The 19,811-nt window shown below is 41.2% G+C and carries 19 protein-coding genes, 1 pseudogene and 1 riboswitch; of the genes and pseudogenes, 18 read left to right on the top strand and 2 right to left on the bottom strand.

Annotated elements, in window-relative coordinates; translation table 11 throughout:
• Positions 1-168 precede the first annotated feature (168 nt).
• Positions 169-504 (top strand): annotated as a pseudogene (locus NST02_RS00275) (transposase); the annotation flags it as partial.
• A 379-nt stretch (positions 505-883) separates the two neighbouring features.
• On the opposite strand, the gene mgtE reads toward NST02_RS00275, so the two are convergent.
• A complete protein-coding gene (mgtE, locus tag NST02_RS00270) occupies positions 884-2,242 on the bottom strand; it encodes a magnesium transporter (RefSeq protein WP_095311711.1) in 1,359 nt (452 codons plus the stop codon).
• A gap of 567 nt (positions 2,243-2,809) precedes the next feature.
• On the opposite strand from mgtE, the gene NST02_RS00265 reads away from it, so the two are divergent.
• The 16 genes from NST02_RS00265 to NST02_RS00190 all read left to right on the top strand — a co-directional run bounded on the left by NST02_RS00265 (position 2,810) and on the right by NST02_RS00190 (position 16,471).
• Complete coding sequence (locus NST02_RS00265) at positions 2,810-3,586, top strand: hypothetical protein (protein WP_095311713.1); 777 nt, start codon at positions 2,810-2,812, stop codon at positions 3,584-3,586.
• A 13-nt stretch (positions 3,587-3,599) separates the two neighbouring features.
• The gene (sfsA, locus tag NST02_RS00260; protein ID WP_095311715.1) at positions 3,600-4,331 is read left to right on the top strand and encodes a DNA/RNA nuclease SfsA; all 732 of its coding nucleotides are present in this window, start codon (positions 3,600-3,602) and stop codon (positions 4,329-4,331) included.
• A gap of 160 nt (positions 4,332-4,491) precedes the next feature.
• Positions 4,492-4,673, top strand: a riboswitch (cobalamin riboswitch).
• Between the two features lie 145 nt (positions 4,674-4,818).
• A complete protein-coding gene (locus NST02_RS00255) occupies positions 4,819-5,796 on the top strand; it encodes an ABC transporter substrate-binding protein (protein WP_095311718.1) in 978 nt (325 codons plus the stop codon).
• Positions 5,797-5,820: 24 nt separating this feature from the next.
• Complete coding sequence (locus NST02_RS00250) at positions 5,821-6,873, top strand: FecCD family ABC transporter permease (protein WP_095311720.1); 1,053 nt, start codon at positions 5,821-5,823, stop codon at positions 6,871-6,873.
• Entirely contained in the window at positions 6,866-8,335 is a 1,470-nt protein-coding gene (locus NST02_RS00245; protein ID WP_212934202.1) for an adenosylcobinamide amidohydrolase, read from the top strand. The genes NST02_RS00250 and NST02_RS00245 overlap by 8 nt, the downstream gene beginning before the upstream one ends.
• Positions 8,332-9,312 (top strand): adenosylcobinamide-phosphate synthase CbiB, encoded by a 981-nt coding sequence (cbiB, locus tag NST02_RS00240; RefSeq protein WP_095311724.1) that lies wholly within the window; start codon positions 8,332-8,334, stop codon positions 9,310-9,312. Before NST02_RS00245 ends, cbiB begins: the two co-directional genes overlap by 4 nt.
• Positions 9,269-10,330 carry a threonine-phosphate decarboxylase CobD gene (cobD, locus tag NST02_RS00235; protein ID WP_212934188.1) on the top strand — a complete coding sequence of 354 codons (1,062 nt, stop codon included), beginning with the start codon at positions 9,269-9,271 and terminating at the stop codon, positions 10,328-10,330. Before cbiB ends, cobD begins: the two co-directional genes overlap by 44 nt.
• A complete protein-coding gene (locus NST02_RS00230; RefSeq protein WP_235879542.1) occupies positions 10,327-10,872 on the top strand; it encodes a bifunctional adenosylcobinamide kinase/adenosylcobinamide-phosphate guanylyltransferase in 546 nt (181 codons plus the stop codon). The genes cobD and NST02_RS00230 overlap by 4 nt, the downstream gene beginning before the upstream one ends.
• Positions 10,869-12,371, top strand: a complete 1,503-nt coding sequence (locus NST02_RS00225) for a cobyric acid synthase (RefSeq protein ID WP_137744405.1) — start codon at positions 10,869-10,871, stop codon at positions 12,369-12,371. The genes NST02_RS00230 and NST02_RS00225 overlap by 4 nt, the downstream gene beginning before the upstream one ends.
• Entirely contained in the window at positions 12,368-13,159 is a 792-nt protein-coding gene (gene cobS, locus NST02_RS00220) for an adenosylcobinamide-GDP ribazoletransferase (protein ID WP_340947567.1), read from the top strand. The genes NST02_RS00225 and cobS overlap by 4 nt, the downstream gene beginning before the upstream one ends.
• Positions 13,160-13,185: 26 nt before the next feature.
• Positions 13,186-13,743 carry a histidine phosphatase family protein gene (locus tag NST02_RS00215; RefSeq protein WP_340947565.1) on the top strand — a complete coding sequence of 186 codons (558 nt, stop codon included), beginning with the start codon at positions 13,186-13,188 and terminating at the stop codon, positions 13,741-13,743.
• The gene (locus NST02_RS00210; protein WP_340947563.1) at positions 13,695-14,105 is read left to right on the top strand and encodes a bifunctional adenosylcobinamide kinase/adenosylcobinamide-phosphate guanylyltransferase; all 411 of its coding nucleotides are present in this window, start codon (positions 13,695-13,697) and stop codon (positions 14,103-14,105) included. Before NST02_RS00215 ends, NST02_RS00210 begins: the two co-directional genes overlap by 49 nt.
• Positions 14,102-14,695, top strand: a complete 594-nt coding sequence (locus NST02_RS00205) for a cob(I)yrinic acid a,c-diamide adenosyltransferase (protein WP_212934191.1) — start codon at positions 14,102-14,104, stop codon at positions 14,693-14,695. Before NST02_RS00210 ends, NST02_RS00205 begins: the two co-directional genes overlap by 4 nt.
• Positions 14,676-15,164 carry an ECF transporter S component gene (locus NST02_RS00200; RefSeq protein ID WP_340947559.1) on the top strand — a complete coding sequence of 163 codons (489 nt, stop codon included), beginning with the start codon at positions 14,676-14,678 and terminating at the stop codon, positions 15,162-15,164. Before NST02_RS00205 ends, NST02_RS00200 begins: the two co-directional genes overlap by 20 nt.
• A complete protein-coding gene (locus tag NST02_RS00195) occupies positions 15,161-15,838 on the top strand; it encodes an AIR synthase related protein (RefSeq protein WP_340947557.1) in 678 nt (225 codons plus the stop codon). Before NST02_RS00200 ends, NST02_RS00195 begins: the two co-directional genes overlap by 4 nt.
• A gap of 12 nt (positions 15,839-15,850) precedes the next feature.
• Positions 15,851-16,471: a histidine phosphatase family protein gene (locus tag NST02_RS00190; protein ID WP_212934193.1), complete on the top strand. Its 621-nt coding sequence runs from the start codon at positions 15,851-15,853 to the stop codon at positions 16,469-16,471.
• Between the two features lie 478 nt (positions 16,472-16,949).
• Here the strand turns inward: NST02_RS00190 and NST02_RS00185 are convergent, their stop codons facing one another.
• Positions 16,950-18,140: a dicarboxylate/amino acid:cation symporter gene (locus NST02_RS00185; RefSeq protein ID WP_095311748.1), complete on the bottom strand. Its 1,191-nt coding sequence runs from the start codon at positions 18,138-18,140 to the stop codon at positions 16,950-16,952.
• A 367-nt stretch (positions 18,141-18,507) separates the two neighbouring features.
• Between NST02_RS00185 and NST02_RS00180 the strand changes: the two genes are divergently transcribed.
• Positions 18,508-19,584, top strand: coding sequence for a D-alanine--D-alanine ligase (locus tag NST02_RS00180; protein ID WP_340947553.1), 1,077 nt, complete (start codon positions 18,508-18,510; stop codon positions 19,582-19,584).
• Positions 19,585-19,811: the final 227 nt, after the last annotated feature.

Genomic DNA, 19,811 nt, shown 5'->3' with positions numbered 1-19,811 from the left:
CACACGTAATAAGACGTATTTACAGGATGAATGGTTTCTAATTTTTCATAAAAAAACACGAAGAACGGGATCTTCGTGATTTTCCCGCAGGAGTCGCCACCCTCCGCTCCAATCCACTTTCTCTTTTTGAATATATGAAGAAAGAAATTTTTGAGGTGACTTACGATATATAAATCAAATACATCGATTTGTGCAGAATGTCCGTTTCTATCCCCGTGTACGGAAAGGAAATACCCTTCAAAGCTTATACAACGTCCTATTGGGGGAGCTTACATAGAAGAGGCAGAACATCTACGTCACAACGATGAAATCAAATAGATCTACGCGAAACGCAAAGAGACGATTGAACGTGTCTTTGCGGATGCGAAGGAAAAGCAGGGGATGTGATGGACAACCTTACGAGGTCTTAATATGCAGGCGATGCTTACGTTTGCTGCCATGAACGTAGAGAACATGGCCCTTTGGACTTGGCCACCTGCTTTTAGGGGGTGCCAAACGAGTTGATGGGAGCGGAAGGCGCTTGACTCCTGGGGGAATAGCGTGACAGCCGAGACCCCGCACGAGCATCCGCGAGGAGGAGGCTCGGCGCACGCCCCCTGGAAAGCAAGCGTCTGGAGAGGAAATCAACGTTTTTAGCGAATTCCAGTCCAAAAATGATAAAATCCATCGATATGGAGCTCTTTCGATGGATTTTGTCGACAGTTTGTCATGAAGAACGGGATCTTCGTGATTTTTATTGGTCATATGTTAGAGCCGTTGTCGACATTTTTTAAGCTAACGCTCGTAAGCAGGGAAATAAATATGCACACTAAAAAGGACTTATAGAGTTAAAGCAGTCTTCATAAGCGTTCAATATGAATTTCAGTACCGCTTTAATAAGGATTTATAATAAATAATTGAGAAACATGGTGGCAATGCCAAAATAAGTGATCAAGGAAAAAATATCATTTAAGGTTGTAATAAGTGGACCTGATGCGATTGCAGGGTCAACCTTTAAACGATAAAGAATTAACGGAATAACTGTACCCGCTAATGTTCCAATAATAAGGGTAAGCAACAGTGAACTGCCGACAACGAGACCGAGTATAAAGTTCCCTTGCCATATGAGGGCGATAACTGAAATGAGAATACCACATGTAATTCCGATAATGACTCCAACACTTAATTCCCTTAAAATAAGCTTTATAATGACTCTTTTATCAATATCATTTGATACGAGCCCTCTGACAACAACGGCCAATGACTGCGTTCCTGTATTTCCGGTCATACCTGAAATCATCGGCATAAAAAAGGCGAGGGCAACCACCTTTTCAAGAGTTTCCTCATAGGAACTGATAATGCTTCCTGAAATGAGACCGATAAATAAAAGAAGAATAAGCCATGGCAGACGCCGATAAGCAGCAACAAACGATTTTGTATCAAAATCAATGGATTTACCGGAAGCAGAAAGCTTTTCGATATCTTCATTTGCTTCGCGGATGACGACGTCAATAATATCATCAACTGTAATAATCCCGATAAGGACATGATCCTTGTCAACGACGGGAATGGCGAGGAAATCGTAGCGTTCAATCAGGCGCGCCACTTCTTCCTGATCGGTATCCTCTAATGCATATATAACGCGCTCATACATGATATCGCGGATTTTTTCCTGCATTTCAGCAATTAATAAATCGCGATAAGACACAACCCCGACAAGCTTCCGGTTTTGGTCGATGACATATAAATAGTTAATCGTCTCGGCAAGCTCTGCAAAAGACTTTAGTTTATCTACCGCTTCCCTGACGGTATAGTAATCGCGAATCCAAACAAAGCGATTGGTCATTAATCGGCCGGCTGTTTCCGGCGGGTAATTCATAATATCCTGAACAATTTGCGATTCTTCTTTTTTCATTCCCGATAGCAGTGATGCGATTTTTTCAGGAGATAAATCTTCAAGAAGAGAGGCGAGGTCGTCATTATCCATCATGTCGAGAACCTTACCAGACTTCTCAATCCCAAGACGATTCAGGATGTCAAGCTGTTCTTCGCTGTTTAGTTCTTGGATTAAATCGGCAAGTACATTAATATTTAAGAAAAATAAAAAGCGTGTTCGATGCTTTTCCGGTAAATCCTCATAAATTTGAGCAATATCGTAAGGTTGAAGTTCATCAATGATTGCTTCGAATTCTTTGCGTTTATTCTCTTTTAATGCCTTGATTACATATAGGGTGATTTGATCTTCTGTCATATTTTGAATCATGAGATCACGCTCCTTTACCGGAAAATGCTGTGTGAAGATAGTACAGGCTCCATCTTTTGATGGGAATTTTGTTTGTTATAGATGCTATCAATACAGAGTGTGCCATCAACTCTCGTGATTATTATAGAAAAAGATAAGTATAATTGATACGATAATTATTTTTTTATTGTCAAGTATTGATGTGGAAATTTATATAGAAGGTAATGCTTTGCTTTTATGATTTAACAAAAGGGGTCTCTCTCCTACTTTCGTGCAAACTTACAGGGTATCTGTCAAGTCGAGTTCAATTAAAAGCACATATATCCATTAAAAACAAACATGTAAAGCGGCTGTGTTATTAGTTGTACCACTAATTAAACACTTAAAACCTTCATTCGGACAATTTTTTAATGATAAGAATGAAAAGGGAATATTTTCACTAAATGAGAATTATGTGGATAAAATAAGATTTTATCCGAAAAGTTTGTTAAAATCTAGTTATATAATTCTAAACCATATAAACAGGACTTCATTGTCTGTTTCGTGCATCAATCATCAGTCTTATCAAAAGGTTCGGAGGTTATTCTTTTGAAAAAACATAACGGCAATCAACGGGAACTTGTATATGTTCATTTGAATGAAACAAAGCATTACGTCCTATCGTATGGGATAGAATTTGAAGAGTTTGCCCGCTCGCTTAAAGACTTCATGAACAATGTCCTCCTTTTAAAGCATCATTTTGATGACGGAGAATTCAATCTACATACGTTATTAGAATACGTTCCTCTTGAGCAAATGGAGAAGCTTATAAAGGATGACGTCTACGGGTATGGAGACTTCTGTTGGGTTGATTTTGAGGAAGAAGATGCACTGAACGAATTGTCGGGTCAGGAATTGGCGGAGCTTCTGTTCCTTGGTCATATGAAGGATGCTTTGCGAACTCCTTTTTATCAGCAATTGCGCAATCGCTTTGTTTATTTAGCTCACGATGATGGTTGGTGGAATAAAGTCTATTATCGAAATATGAAAGATTTCTACCACATGCTTGGAGAAGTGTTAGCAGCGAAAATGACCGATAGTAAACTTGCCAAAAACCTCCTTGGCATTAAAAAGAAAAGGCCATTTCCCCCGATTCATATGGAGTTAATCCTGAATATGAAGATTATGATGAAAGAAGGGATTCTGATCTCTATTCACGATAATGTACAAACAAGAACGGTGATAGAGATTCCTATCTGGGTGCTCGGTGATTTTGATAACATGGATGATATGTACGAGGAGTACGAGAAAATGGCAAAAGGAAAGCCGGATGCAAAGCTTGTATTTGATAAAAAAACACGTGAGTGGAAAATGTACGCAAGCTAGGAGGCGCTGAGGAATGAATGAGGAAAAAGAGAGGTTATGGCTGCCATTCCCTAGAGCGCTGACAAAAGCAACGTTTATTGAAAGAGCGAATCGGTTTATTCTCCACTGTCAATTGCCTGAAAAAGGCGAACTGGCCGTGGTTCACTTGGCTGACCCTGGAAGGTTAAAGGAACTTTTGCTGCCGGGGAAAACGGTGTGGCTTATGGATCATGATAACCCCGCGAGAAAAACGAAGTGGACAGCTATGCTATGTGAAAATGAAACGAATACAAGTTTTGTTTCCATTCATACCGCTCTCCCGAACAAGCTTGTTGAGAATGCGCTTAAAGCGGGAGTATTAAATGAGTTTGCCGGCTGGTTTTATAAAAAATCGGAGTATAAGCTGGGTAATTCTCGCTGGGATTTCTTGCTAGAAAATAAAGAAGGACAAGAGCTTCTTTTAGAGGTTAAAAGTGTAACATTAGCAGAAGGGGAGAAAGGAATGTTTCCAGATGCCGTCACTGCAAGAGGGACGAAGCATGTGCGCGAGCTTGCACAGCTTTCTAAATATTATGAAACGGCAATCCTCTTTATCGTTCAGCGCGACGATCTTTCTTATGTGACTGCTGCGAAACATATCGATCCTAAATTTGCTCAAGCTTTGAACGAAGCGAAGTCTGCTGGAGTGAAGCTTTATGCACGCTGCTGTCACATTACTGTTACTGGGATTGGATTAGGGAGTGCTATTCCGGTTAAGTTGGAATAGTTCGCAATTTGTTAACTTTTCTTGAAGCAAAATAGTGTATAATTTAAGCAACGGAAAATTTCATACTCTCTGAGTGTATTTTCATAGAACAAGATTGAAAATACCTCGTTTACAGTAATAGGTGTCTTTAAGGGAAATAAAGCTTACTCAGATGTCAATTTTGACTCCAGATGTGAAAAGTGCATTTTTCTCTTAGACTTAAAAGGGAAGTTGGTGAAAATCCAACGCGGTCCCGCCACTGTTAATGGGAGCATGCTGCAAATACCACTGTACATCGGTATGGGAAGGAGCAGACTTGCTATGACCATGAGCCAGGAGACCTGCCTATTTCGACTGCACCATAAACCTACGAGGATAGGGAGGTGTTTGGAAGCTATTTGTCACCAATGCTGCAAATCCAACATCTCCATTTCTTTATAATGGAGATGTTTTTTTATGCGATCCATTGGCACGCACAACAGACTACTTAATTTTGGAGGAAAAACAGATGAAGAAATGGTACTCAATTTTATTGCTACTCATGTTATCAATAGGAATTTTAGCAGGTTGCGGACAGTCCGAAAAACCCGCCGAAGAAAACAATGCGGTCGAGGAAACTGAGGGAAGTACGGAAAACGCCAATGAAGAAGCGTTTCCTGTAACGATTACCGATGCGATTGGTGAAGAGGTTGTAATTGAGTCGAAGCCGGAAAAAATCGTATCGTTAATTCCAAGCAATACGGAAATTGCCTTTGCTCTTGGTCTTGGAAACGAAATTGTCGGGGTTTCTGAGCATGATAATTTTCCTGAAGAAGTATTTGAAAAGGAAATAATCGGCGGTATGGAAATGAATGTTGAGAAGATTATTTCTCTTGCCCCGAATTTAGTCTTGGCCCACGCATCAAATGCTCATAATTCGACGGAAGGTTTGCAGCAATTACGAGATGCAGGCATTACAGTGCTTGTTGTAAATGATGCAGCGACGATTAATGAAATATATGAGTCGATTGAAATGATTGGAACTGCTACAGGTGAACAAGAGAAAGCGGAAGAGATTGTCAATAACATGAAAACGAAGATTGCAGAAATAGAGGAAAAAGCTGCTGAGATCTCCGAACCAAAATCAGTTATTGTTGAAGTTAGCCCTGCTCCAGACATTTTTGTTGTCGGTAAGAATACTTTTATGGATGAGATGCTCACCCTTATTCATGCTGAGAACGGTGCTGGGGATTTAGAAGGCTGGGTGAATTTGGACGAAGAAGCTGTCATTGAACGCAATCCGGACGTTATCATTACAACTTATGGATATTATACAGAAAATGCCGTTGACTTATTGCTTTCAAGAGAGGGTTGGCAGGATGTAGCTGCGGTGAAAAATAAGCAGGTGTATGATGTGCATTCAGATCTTGTAACTCGTTCTGGTCCAAGGCTTGCAGAAGGCCTTGAGGAGCTGGCAAAAGCGATTTACCCAGAAGTATTTGAGTGATCTGCTTAGTTTGGAGAGAAAACCATGAAAAGAATGGGTCAAAGAGCTTTTGCTTATATAATTGCGCTCGCTTTCTTGCTTATTGCCATATTATTAGGTATTTCAATCGGGACAGTTTCTGTTCCGATTGGAAATATCGTACAGATCATCGGTGCTGAAATTTTCCGTTTTATTTCTATTGATCATATTGATCCGATGCAAACGAATATCGTATTAAGTATTCGTTTACCAAGAGTTATTTTGGCAGGACTTGTGGGGGCGGCACTCGCAATTGCGGGGGCGGCCTTTCAAGGTCTTTTGCGGAATCCACTGGCCGATCCCTATACATTAGGAGTCTCTTCGGGTGCTTCGGTAGGTGCTGTTCTCACTTTGTTTTTTCAATTTTCGCTCCCGTTTGTAGGAGCTTTTACTTTACCTTTACTCAGTATCCTTTTTGCTTTTTTAACGATATTTGTAGTATTGGGATTTGCTCGGAAAATTGATAGAGCGATGAAGGTTGAGACGATTATTTTAACGGGAATTATATTCAGTTCTTTTTTAGGGGCATTTATCTCCTTATTAATTGCTTTGACAGGAGATGAACTGCGACAAATCATTGGTTGGCTTCTTGGAAGTGTGTCGATGAGAGGCTGGAGTTATATACAGATTATTCTCCCATTCTTTATTTTAGGCACCATTATTCTTATTGCCAACAGCAAAGAACTCAATGCGATGTCTTTTGGAGAAGAGCGCGCTCAGCATTTAGGTGTGAATGTGCAGAGAAGGAAGATGGTCATTTTAATTGCTGGTTCTATTTTAACTGGTGCAGCGGTAGCAGTTTCGGGGACGATTGGTTTTGTTGGTCTTGTGATTCCTCATTTAACAAGAATGCTGTGGGGACCGGACCACACCCATTTACTCCCGCTATCAATCTTGACAGGGAGCAGTTTTCTCATATTGGCTGATTTGGTCTCACGAACGATCATTTCTCCAATCGAACTCCCGATCGGAGTAATTACCGCGTTAATAGGCGCTCCAGCTTTCGGAATTATTTTGATGAAAAGACGAAGTGGAGAAAGAAGTGGATCAGATGCTTAAGGTTGAACAGCTTTCAGGTGGATATGCAAGAGAACTGATAGTGAAGAATGTCTCATTTCAAGTTGGAGAAGGGGAACTATTTGGAGTGTTAGGGCCAAATGGCAGCGGTAAAACGACTTTGCTGAAAATGATTTCGGGGATATTGCCTTTCCGGCAAGGAAGGATCACGATAAAAGGTCAGTCTATTAAAAGCTATACGATGAAGGAACTAGCAAAGATGATTGCGGTTTTATCCCAGCATTCTTCACAGGCCTTTTCCTATACGGTGAAAGAGACGGTTTCTCTCGGCCGCTACGCCCATCAAGATGGGTGGTTTCGCTCTTGGAGTGTTGAGGATGAACGAATTGTCCAAGAAGCAATGGGACAAACGGGGATTGCCTCTTTCCAGCATAAAAGCATTCAAGACCTTTCCGGGGGTGAGAGACAACGGGTTTTTTTAGCACAAGCCCTCGTTCAGGAGCCTGAAATTCTCCTATTAGATGAACCGACGAATCATCTTGATCTGTCCTACCAAAAGGAACTGCTGGATTTATTAAAAAAATGGACGGGAGAAAAAGGACTGACCGTTGTTTCGATCTTCCATGACCTGAATTTAGCAAGTCTTTATTGTGATCGCCTTTTGCTTCTTGAAAATGGTGGTGTGCATTCAAATGATATTCCGAATGAAGTAGTGAAGGTGGAAAAAATAAAAGAGGTCTACCATACCGATGTTGAAAAGCATCCCCATCCAAGCATTCCAGTACCACAAATGGTATTGTTGCCAAAGTATGGAGCGAATGAAGCAAATGTTGTCATTGAGCCAAGTTATATGCAAATCAATAAGGAGTACATTTCTCTTCAATCTCCGATTCCGTTGCGAACCATGTCATCGGGAGTGGTAGGTTCAGGGTTGGGCTGGCATCATACCTTTGTTAATCGTCATGTTGATAAAAGCTATGATTGCTCCGATCATCGCCAAGAAATGAGGCAATTTTTAAGAGAACGGGGCTTTGAACCGTCGGAGACAATCGGAATGATGACGGCAGTTCATGTTGAGGATGTTGCCTACAAATTGTTAAAGGCAGATGGTTTTTCTGTTCTCGTGATTGTGACGGCAGGAGTTGGCAATGCAGTCGATGCTTCGAAAAGTGTTGAGCACTCTTTTGAACTCATACCTGGAACGATTAATACCTGGATATTCATTAATGGAAAGCTGACGGAGGAGGCTTTTATCCAAAGCGTCATGACGGCTACGGAGGCAAAAGTAAAGGCAATGGAGAATCTGAAGGTAGTGGATATTGTTACGGGCACGATCGCCACTGGAACATCAACGGATAGTATTCTTATAGCAGCAACGCAAACAGGGAAAGAACTAGAGTTCGCCGGAACGATCACTCCACTCGGAAAGCTCATTAGTCAAGGCGTGTTTCAATGTACAACAGAGGCTATTGAAAACAGTCGCAAAAGGAAGCAACAGCTATGATCAATCATTTGATCGCGTTAACAATTGCCGTGGTGATTGACGCAATTGTCGGAGATCCGCCAAAATGGCCCCACCCTGTAAAGTGGATGGGCACTTTTATCTCCTTATTAGAAAAGCGTTTGAATAAAAAGAATTCACTGCGGATAAAAGGTGCCGCAATGGTGCTGTTGATTGTACTCACTGTACTGACGGCAACAGCTAGTATTGTGTGGCTGAGTTATCAAATACATGTGGCCGCAGGGATTTTAGTGGAAAGTCTATTAATTGCGACAACAATTGCTCGAAAGAGCCTGCAGGAAGCTGCTCTTGAAGTATACAAACCGCTGCAAAAAGGTGATTTGCAAGAAGCGCGTTTAAAATTGTCCTATATTGTGGGCAGGGACACAGAGCGGCTTGGTGAAAGCGAATTAGTCAGAGGAACGGTAGAGACCGTGGCGGAAAATACGAGCGATGGGGTTACTGCTCCTTTGTTTTGGGCTCTTATTGGTGGTGCCCCGCTTGCCATGGTGTATCGTGCGATTAACACATGTGATTCCATGGTCGGCTACAAAAATGAACGCTTTCTCCAATTTGGCTGGGCCTCTGCGAAGCTTGATGATCTCGTTAATTGGCTGCCTAGTCGTCTTTCTGGTTGTATGATGTTAATGGCCCACAAACCGTTATTGCTAAAAAGAACGGATGCATGGCGAATATTTCTGCGGGATGCAAGAAAACATCCCAGTCCGAACAGCGGGTGGCTTGAGGCAGCGGTGGCAGTTCTTCTGGGAGTTCAACTAGGTGGAGTGAATTATTATAAGGGACTGGTTTCCAACCGGGCTCGAATGGGTGAGGCTTACACACCGTTGGAAAAGTCTCATATCCTGCTGACAAATCGCATTTTAACAAGTACAACTATATTATTTATCCTTCTGCTCTGGATTGGAGGAATTGCAATTGAATTGGCCAGCACATGGAGCAAATCCGCGTTATATTTATAAAGCTATGAATCTGCCCCTTCCGGAGAAAATCGTTGATTTGAGCGCGAATATTAATCCGTTAGGACCACCGCAAATTTTAAAAGAAATTTGGTTTGATTTGTTTTCGGACATTGCTGAGTACCCCGATCCGGAAGCAGCTTCTTTGAGGGGGATGATTGCCTCTAAGGAAGGGCTAGAGGAAGAAATGGTTATGGTTGCAAACGGTGGGGCAGAGCTTATTGCATTGTTAGGGAGATTATTTGCGCGCAAAAAGATCCTCATTATCCAGCCAACCTTTTCTGAATATGAACAGGCCTGCCGGGCTAATCATTGCGACATTGTCTACCACTTTTTAGACGAGAACTGGCAGTATTCATTGAACGAGCTGCCATTAAATGAAGTTGAGGCTGTCTTTTTATGTAATCCTAATAATCCTACAGGCGTTTGTTTTTCGTTTGAGCAAATGCTGTCATTAGCCAAACGATGTAAAGAGCATGAAGCTTATTTAGTAATAGATGAAGCGTTTTATGATTTTTGCAAAAGCTACCGCTCCCTTGTTCCAATCTTGCAGCACTATGCCAATGTCATTCTTCTTCGTTCAATGACGAAAATGTTTGCGATTCCCAGTTTGAGGCTGGGATACATATTGGCAGATGAGCGTGTAATCGCTAGTCTTAAAAACTATAAATCCCATTGGAGTGTTAATGGCATTGCCATTCGTGCGGGGGAGGCATGCCTCAAAGAAGAAGTGTTTATTGAGGAGACACGCGATTATATCGAGAATGAAAGAGAGAGACTTTTTGCTTTTTTCCACAAGGAAGGATATGAGTTCTCTCCGTCGCAAACGAATTTTTACCTTTTGAGATGGCCTGATATCGAATCGCAGCTGCCACTGTTTGTGTATTTATTGCGACAGGGGATCGTTCTTCGGCATACGATGAATTTTCCTGGAATAGAGGATCATTGGCTCCGGGTTGCCATTAAGAGCAAAGCGGAAAACAACCAGTTACTTGCGGCATTAAAGGGATGGAGAAAATGATATTTATTACAGGTGGAGTTAGAAGTGGAAAAAGTTCTTTTGCAGAGCAGCTCGCAAAGGAAAAGGCACAGAAACTAGGTGGAGCACTTCATTATCTTGCGACTGGAGTAGCAAGTGATCAGGAAATGGCAAAGAGAATAGCAAGGCATCAGCGGGAAAGAGAAGAGAGTGAATGGTCGTGGAGAACATGGGAACAGTCGACAGGGATTGAAGCGGTGGCCGAGTCTTTCACTAGTAAAGATATTGTTCTTCTTGATTGTGTTACGACGCTGTTAAACAATGAATTGTTTTCTCAACAAAATTGGAATCCGCAAGTATTGACGAAATTGCTGCATGGAATAGAAAGTGTCCAAGCCTGCTGTGCTGAGCTGATTTTAGTGAGCAATGAAGTATTGTGGGAAGGAATTAACCATGAGAATAAGCTTGTTTTGGAATATAGTAGAATAATAGGGAATTTACATCAAGTCCTTGTTGCCCGGTCTGAAAAGGCTTATTTAGTGGAAGCTGGAATTCCTATTGTAATGAAGGAGGAAATGGCATGAAAGGTGTGATGATTCAAGGTACGGCTTCAGATGTAGGAAAGAGTCTCGTTGTGACGGCTCTCTGCCGTCTCTTTGCCCTCGAAGGAGTAAAGGTTGCTCCTTTTAAGTCTCAAAATATGTCCAATAATTCATATGTGACAGTGGATGGCAAAGAAATTGGACGGGCGCAGGGAATTCAAGCAGAGGCGGCAAAAACGGAAGCGACCGTATGGATGAATCCCATCTTGCTTAAGCCAAGATCGGATATGCAGTCAGAGGTTGTCTTGCTAGGAAAAGCGGTACAAACTTTATCGGGAAAAGGGTATCGTTCTCATTTTTACGATGAAGGGATAAAAGTTATTAAAAAGTCTCTCGGGCATTTAGCAGAAGGCTTTGATGTAGTGGTCATTGAAGGAGCGGGGAGTCCGGCTGAAATCAATTTAAAGGATCGGGAAATTGTCAATATGAAAGTGGCTGAGCTTGCTGATGTCCCGGTTATCCTCGTTGCAGACATTGATCGAGGTGGAGTATTTGCGAATGTGGTTGGAACGTTGGAACTGCTTGATCCAGACGAGCGAAAGAGAGTAAGAGGGGTTTTTATCAATAAATTCCGTGGAGATATGAGCCTTTTTGAGGATGGAGTAAAGTGGTTAGAAGACAGAACAGGAGTGCCGGTTTTAGGGGTATTGCCATATGTTCACAATCACATGATTGACGGGGAGGATTCTTTGTCGATTCAAACCAATCGAAATGGGAATGGCGATATCGATATTGCTGTTATCCACTTGCCTTTCATCTCTAACTACAGTGATATTGAGCCGTTTTATGATGAAGAGGACGTGAGTGTGCGCTTTATTAAGAATCTATCCCATTTTGGTCAGCCTGATGCGGTTATCATTCCAGGAACGAAAAGCACAATCAACGATTTAACGTATTTGCTGGAGTCAGGACTAGCTGGGCGTTTGAATGAATATGTAGAAAATGGCGGTCGCATTGTTGGCTTATGCGGCGGATATCAAATGCTAGGTCAAGAAATTGTTGATGTGGCAGGTTCTGATACAGGTGTTATTGGCAATCGTTTAAAGGGGCTTCAGATGATTCCGAGTACAACGGTGTTTACAGCTGACAAAAAAACAGTGCGCTTCAAAGGGAAGTACGCCCCAACTATAAAAGTGAAAGGCAGTCGGCCGATTGAAGGCTATGAAATTCATCTTGGCGTAACTGAATCGCTCGAGAAGGGGAGACCCTTTTTAATTTTAGAGGATGGAAAAGAAGAGGGCTACTACAGTGAAGATGGAAAAACAATCGGAACGTATGTCCATCATCTCTTTCACAATGATGAGTTTAGAAATTTTTGGTTAAATGAAATTCGGCGAAGTAAGCAGCTTCCAACAAGGAATATACTGTATCGCCAGGACTTAAAAGAATCGAAATATGATGAACTAGCTCTCACGCTAAAGAAATATATGGATTGGGATAAAATTAAAAGAATCGTAAGCGGTTGGGGGACAGAAGGGTGAAATTTGTAAGAGGCTTTTTATTGAATCTGCAATTTTTCACTGCGATACCGATGCGCACCGCCCTTCCCCTCGATCATCAGCATTTGCAAAGTAGTATTAAAACATTTCCGCTTGTCGGTTTACTGCAGGGGATTGTTTATAGTGCGTTATTATATTTTTTAACCAATTATTCACCGCTTTCGCTTTTAGCGAGCGCATTTTTGCTCTGGCTTGCGGTCATAGTGATGACTGGTGGCATCCATCTAGATGGGTGGATGGATGCCAGTGATGCGTTCTTTTCCTATCAGGATCAGGCCAAGCGATTAGAGATTATGAAGGACCCGAGAACAGGTGCTTTTGGCGTTTTATCGGTTTTCGTTTTATTAAGCAGTCGATTTTTATTTATTTATGAGATTCTAGCTTCAATGACGTATGCCAGTTATTTTTTGCTCATGCTGATCCCGTTTCTTGGGAAAAGTGTAATGGGCATTGTGCTGGTGACGATCCCTTCAGCTAAAAAGGATGGTTTGGCTGCTCTTTTTCAGGAAGCGGGAAATAGTCGCTCATTAGCTGGATATCCGTTGTATCTTATCGTAATTGCCACCATTTTTATTAGTGGTTGGAGCGGGATTATGCTTCCGCTCATAATCCTCGTTGGCGTTGCCATTCTTTGCTATTATTTGATTCGTGTCAAAGTGGTGAAATGGTTCGGAGGCATTACGGGGGACGTGCTTGGGGCCTCAGTGGAAGGGACTGAAATCATGTTATGGATGGCACTGTGGTTATTACATTATTTCGTCATGGTTTAACGGAGGGAAATAGAAGGAAGCAATATATGGGCTGGAATGATTCACCTCTAAGCATGGAGGCAATTGCACAGCTTTCTTCCTATCAACTAGATGTGCAAGCCTATGATTTGTATGTGAGCAGCGACTTAAATCGTTGTTTACACACAATGAAGCTTTTATTTCCTACAGCTGAGCCGAAAACAGTTATGGAATTCAGAGAAATGCATTTTGGCGATTTTCAAGGAAAGACCTATGAACAATTAAAGGACGACATAAGCTATCAAAAATGGCTTGAGAACCCGGTTATCCATGCCCCGCCAAATGGAGAATCTTTTGAGCAATTTGCCAATCGAGTTGACGCAGGCTGGGAGCGAATCTGCCGATATTTGCATGAGGAAGATGGAGCGCGTCCCTTTATCGTTACCCATGGTGGAGTTATTAAATATTTATTAAGTCGATTTTCCCCCATACAGAAACCGTTTTGGGATTGGCGCATTGTTCATGGCACTGGTTATGAGCTGTTATTTGATGTGGAGCAGTTAAGGAGGGGAAACCGATGCATTTCGTTACGGGAGGTGCCTTTAATGGAAAAGGAAAATGGGTAAAAGATCGATTCCCGCAAGCAAAATGGATATCAGCTTATAAGGGAGAACCGTTTATTCAAAATGTTCATGTTGCTCATGTTGTTTTAGAGGGATTGGAGCAGTGGGTGAAGGCAAGCTCGAATTCTCGTGAAGAATGGCTGAGTCAATTTGCAATATGGCATAGGTGGGAGCAAGAAGATGCATCCCGTAAGGTAATTTTTATTGGAACAGATATTTCAAAAGGAATTGTTCCAATGGAAAAAGCGGATCGAGATTGGCGTGATCGTACAGGCTGGATCTATCAAGATTTAACTGGTCTTTGTGAGCGGGTCGATGTGATTTGGTATGGCATAAACCAAACGATTAAGGAGGATTCAAAATGAGATTGTACACTAAAACGGGTGACAAAGGACAAACAAGCATTATTGGCGGAAGAGTTGACAAAGATGATATTCGTGTTGAAGCGTATGGAACAGTAGATGAGGTGAATTGCTTTGTCGGTCAAGCGGTAACGGAATTGGATGTAACTCTGTTTAAGGATGTTCTTTTGGATCTTGAAAAGATACAGCATGAGCTGTTTGATTGTGGTGGTGATTTAGCAAATATTACGAAAAAACGTGAACCAAAACTAACGGAAGAAGCAATTGCTTATTTAGAAAAAAAAATTGATGAACTTATTGCTGAAGCACCTGAATTAGAGCGCTTTATCCTGCCAGGTGGAGCTAAGGCATCTGCGACGATTCATATCGCCAGAACGGTTACAAGAAGAGCTGAGCGATTAGTAGTTAGTTTAATAAAAGCGGATGATACTGCACCAACTGTCTGCCTCCAATACTTAAACCGGCTCTCCGACTACTTTTTTGCCTTAGCACGTGTCGTTAATTTCCGCTTAAATGTGAAGGACGTTGAATATGTAAGAAGTGCGAATGTGTTTAGAGGAGGGAAGCGCAAAGATGAACGGAAGGAAAATTAGTCTCCTTGCTGTTTTTATTGGCCTTTCTGTTGTTGGTGCGAGTATAAAAATTCCAGCGATCATTGGAAGTGTAGCGTTAGATGCATTTCCGGCTTTACTTGCAGCTGTCTTTTTTGGCGGTGCTCCAGGAGCCGTTGTGGCTGCCTTTGGTCATTTAGTTTCTGCGCTTTTAGGCGGGATGCCTATGGGACCTCTGCACTTTATTGTAGCGGTAGAAATGGGAATTCTGGCGTTTTGTTTTGCGTATATGTGGAAAAGAAAGTGGCTCGCGAGCGTCTTCTTTGTTTTCGGAAACACGGTTCTTGCTCCGCTTCCGTTTATTTATTTCTACGGCTTAGCCTTTTATAGTGCCCTATTGCCTTCCTTATTGGTTGGTTCTGTAGTGAATACTGTTGTTGCTCTTCTTTTAATTCCAAGATTACATTCTTTTTTTAAGGGTGTCTACGATAAAGGGGCGGTAAAGGGATGAGAAATGCCCTCGTCATTCCCATCGGTGAACAAGGTTCCCTCGTAATCACAACAGATAATAGCGGTGGAATTGGCATGAAGGGACATGATCTTGTAAAGGTAGCCTACGACATAGTTGGCTATTTTTCTTTTCGAGTAGCAGTAATGGAGTGTTTAGCGGCGGGAGCCAAACCTTTTGCTGTGGCCATTCACAATTTTTGCGGTGAAGACGAGTGGGAGGAATTAGTTGTTGGGGTGGAAAAAGGTTTGTCAGAGTTAGGGATAAGGGACATACAAATTACAGGGAGCACGGAAAGCAATTTTCCACTTATGCAGTCAGCCGTTGGACTGAATGTTATTGGCATGGCAACAGAAATAAATAGATTACCAGAGTCGTCTGAAGTTGCTCTTATTGGTTTGCCGTTAGTAGGAAATGAAGTAATGGAATTTGCCGATCAAGTGGCACCACTATCGCTTTTTTATCAGCTTAGTTTAAGAGAGGACGTTACTGTATGGCCAATTGGTTCGAAAGGGATAGCCTATGAACTGGAGAAGCTAAATTTCGTCAAAACATCTGATGGGATTGACTTTTTTAAATCAGGAGGTCCGGCGACTAGCTTTTTATTAATGTATCCGAAAGAAAAAGAGAGTGAGCTTGTTAGTATTGCAGGGCAGTATTTTCATTTTTTAAAGTAAGGAGGGAGACAGTTGCTGAAGCTATTTGTAACAAGGCATGGGGAGACGGAATGGAATGTGGAAAAAAGACTGCAGGGACGGCTGAATTCCAATTTAACAGCAAACGGTGTCAGAGATGCAAAGCTGTTAGGAGAAAGCCTGAAGAACACAGACTTTGACATGGTCTATGCAAGCCCAAGCAAGCGTGCTGTCGAAACAGCAAAGCTCATTATGGGCAATCGGGCAATGCCCTTGAAAACAGATGAAAGATTAATGGAAATTCATTTAGGTGAATGGGAAGGACGGACGACTGAAGAAATTAAGCAAACTGAACCGGATTTGCACCATCTATATGAAGAAAAGCCCCACCTTTTTAAAGGAACAGGAGAAAGCTTTGTCGATGTAAAACAAAGAGTGGATTCTATTCTCCAGGATCTTGAAAAAGCGCATCAGAATGGAAATGTCCTAGTTGTTACCCACGGGGTCGTTATTAAGGTTCTCCAGACGATTTTGAAGGGGCGTTCTTTGGAATTTGTGTGGGATCCGCCTATTATTGAAGGAACCAGCTTAACAATTATCACGATAAAAGATGGAAATCGAACGCTGCTCCTTGAAGGAGATCTTGCCCATAAAGAGGAGAAGCATTTGTTTTAGGGATGCTATGGAAATTTTCAATATTAATCCCACAACCAGAATGAAAAATCGCATTTGGGTGTGGGATTTTTTCTGCCTTTAGTGCAAGAGCCATTTTAAAAAAATTGTGAAGTCCTTCTTTGTCTGTGCTCAGATGAGATGAAGGAAAGCTATTTGAACTTTCATTGTCTTTAAAGCAGTGATCCGCGGGCTATTTAAATAAAGGGCCCCCTTGTTTTGCTGCAGCTATCGTATTATTTTTTTCTAATCTTACATAACCAATTTTTATAAGAGCTTTTATATAAACTTGTTATATGTCGGTGTTGGTTCATTTTTCTCTGATTCCATAATGGGATACCGAAAACCAATTTTGTTTAACAAAGCCCTTATATAAAAAACGCAGGCTATGAAACGAGGATGATGGCCAGTGTATGTCAATCAATATCGTCTAATGCCTGCGTTCTTGAGCAAATTATTTAGAGTTTGTTTCTACATTATTTTAACTAGCTATTTCAGCGTTTTGTTCTGACGGATCGTCCTGTCCAGAAATTTTATCAGCAATGACTGTGAGAGCTCCATCACCAGTGACGTTACAAGCAGTTCCAAAGCTGTCTTGTGCTAAGTATAAGGCGATCATCAGCGATAGCATCGTGGAATCGAAGCCTAGCATCGTTTCTAATAATCCAAGCGCTGCCATCACTGCCCCCCCTGGTACACCAGGTGCAGCAATCATGGTTACACCAAGCATAAAAATAAATGGGAGGATCCCTGTGAATGTTATCTCTTGCCCCTGCAGCATCAACACAGCAATCGCACAACTGACAAGGGTTATTGTACTGCCAGATAGATGAATCGTTGCCAGTAATGGTACAGAAAAATCCGCCGTTTTTGTCCGTGCCCCTAATTTTTTCGTGTGGATCAAAGTTACGGGAATCGTGGAAGCGGAAGATTGTGTTCCAAGTGCAGTAAAATAGGCTGGTGCCATTTCTTTTAACAGGCGAAAAGGGTTTCTTTTTGAGACTGAGCCCGCTACGAAATATTGCAGCACTAAATAGAGAACATGGAGTGCAATGATCATGACGAATACTTTAGCAAATACACTCATGATGTCGCCAACCTGACCGCCGTAAGTCATATTGGAAAATATCCCGAAAATATGAATAGGTAACAGTGGAATAATCACTTTTTCAATTAATTTTTCAACAATTGAACGGAAATCATTCATGACGTGTAACAAAGCATTATTCTTTAATGCTGCCATTCCAAGTCCTAAAGTAAAGGCTAGTAATAATGCTGTCATTACTCCCATTATTGGCGGCATATCAACTTGAAAATAACCTGATAGTAAAGCTTCTTCTGGATTCTCGAAGGATGTAAGGCTTTGATTCCTTAGAATAGTAGGGTAGAGTGTGTTGGCTGCAAAAAATGCTATTAGTCCGGCAATAATTGTTGAACCATAGGCCAGTCCTGTTGTAACCCCAAGAAGTTTACCAGCTCCACGTCCCATTGTTCCGATTCCTGGAGCGATGAAACCTATTATGATTAATGGAATAGCAAAACCGAGAAAATTTCCAAATAATCCGTTAAAGGTTGCCAATATTTTAATAAGCCATTCAGGTGAGATTAAACCAATGATAATTCCGAGCCCAATCGCAAGAATGATGCGAGGCAGTAGTCCGAGCTTTTTCATAATGTCCTCCTAAGAAAAACAGATGTTTTTTCAAGATGGATTGATTATACATTCTTTTTTTTCATCTGTTAAGTAGTAAAAATTATTTCAGTAAAATTAAATTATTCAATTAATTCGAAAAATATTCCGAACCAAAAGTCTTTTTTCCGCTGTTATTCGCTTCCTTCACCAAGTAGGTTGTATAATAGGTGTAAAGCAAGCATTGCTTTCATACATATAAGAATGAAGATAAAAAATACTTAAAAATATTGCTTCTTACCCTCGTCCTTTTTTGATTAAGTGATAAAATAGAGAAAGGTTTGAAAGAAGGTAAAAGTTAAGAATGGCTAGAGTTGTATTGCTCGGCTGAAAAATGGAGGAACGTCTGATGAAAAAAAAATTAGGGTTATTGTATGGCGGGAAATCAGCGGAGCATCATGTTTCCTTGCAAACAGCACTTGCAGTTATAAATGCATTAGAGCATGATAAATTTGATATTCATCCCATTTATATTGCTGAGAATGGAGAGTGGATAAAGGGGCCATTATTAAATGGAAAAGTTGAGAGTGTGACATCACTTCAATTTTCCCACGGAGAAGCTCTACCTCCAACGGCATTGGCACCAACGCTTTTTCAAGCTGAGCAAAGTGAGGGGTCATTTGATGTTATTTTTCCACTGCTGCACGGACCCAATGGAGAAGACGGAACGGTTCAAGGTTTGTTGGAGCTCTTAAATCTCCCGTATGTAGGAAATGGTGTTTTAGCTTCCTCAGCAGGAATGGATAAAGTTATCATGAAAAACATCTTTGCACAAGCAGGACTCCCGCAAGTTAATTATGTGTGGTTTATCCGCAGTGAATGGGAGCATAATCGGGAAAAAGCATATGGGGTGGTGGAGGAAGAACTCGGCTATCCTTGTTTTGTGAAGCCAGCCAATCTAGGTTCAAGTGTCGGGATTAGTAAGTGTTCAAATCGTGAAGAACTGGAAAGGGCATTCAAGGAAGCTTTCCAGTTCGATCGAAAGATCATTATTGAACAAGGTATTGAAGCGAGAGAAATAGAGCTTGGCGTTTTAGGGAATGATAAACCACAATGTTCGGTTGCAGGCGAAATTATTCCTAAGGTTGAATTTTATGACTATAAGGCAAAGTATGAGGATGGCAATACCGCTTTAATTATTCCGGCAGAAATTGCGGAAGACGAATATGCGATGCTTCAGGAACTGGCTTTGCGCGCGTTTAAAGCTCTTGATTGTTCTGGTTTGGTAAGGGCGGATTTTTTCCTTACGAAAGATGGTCAGGCGTACATTAACGAAGTAAATACAATGCCTGGATTCACTCCTTTTAGTATGTTTCCGTTACTATGGAAACATACAGGTGTAGACTATCCACAGCTTATCGAACGACTCGTTGAACTCGGGCTTGAAAGGCATGAGGAAAAACAAAAAATTAAATATTCCTTCTAAGTTTTAAGGTAATATTTTTTATGTTTTATAAGTGAGTCAATTTCATAATTGCGCACTTCAAGTTAAAAAACGAACATAAATCGAATATTACAGATATTTAATTTGTAATAACTCAGATATAAATGACTTTAAACTTAATAGTTCGTTTTTTAAAAAGCGGCTGTACATTATGAAATCGATTCAATTCTGTACAACATATAAATATGAGAATTTGAGAATGGTCTAGC

It is taken from the genome of Robertmurraya sp. FSL W8-0741, from assembly GCF_038004005.1.
Classification (GTDB): Bacteria; Bacillota; Bacilli; order Bacillales; family Cytobacillaceae; genus Robertmurraya; species Robertmurraya siralis.
This window is presented reverse-complemented; position numbering and strand designations above follow the sequence as displayed.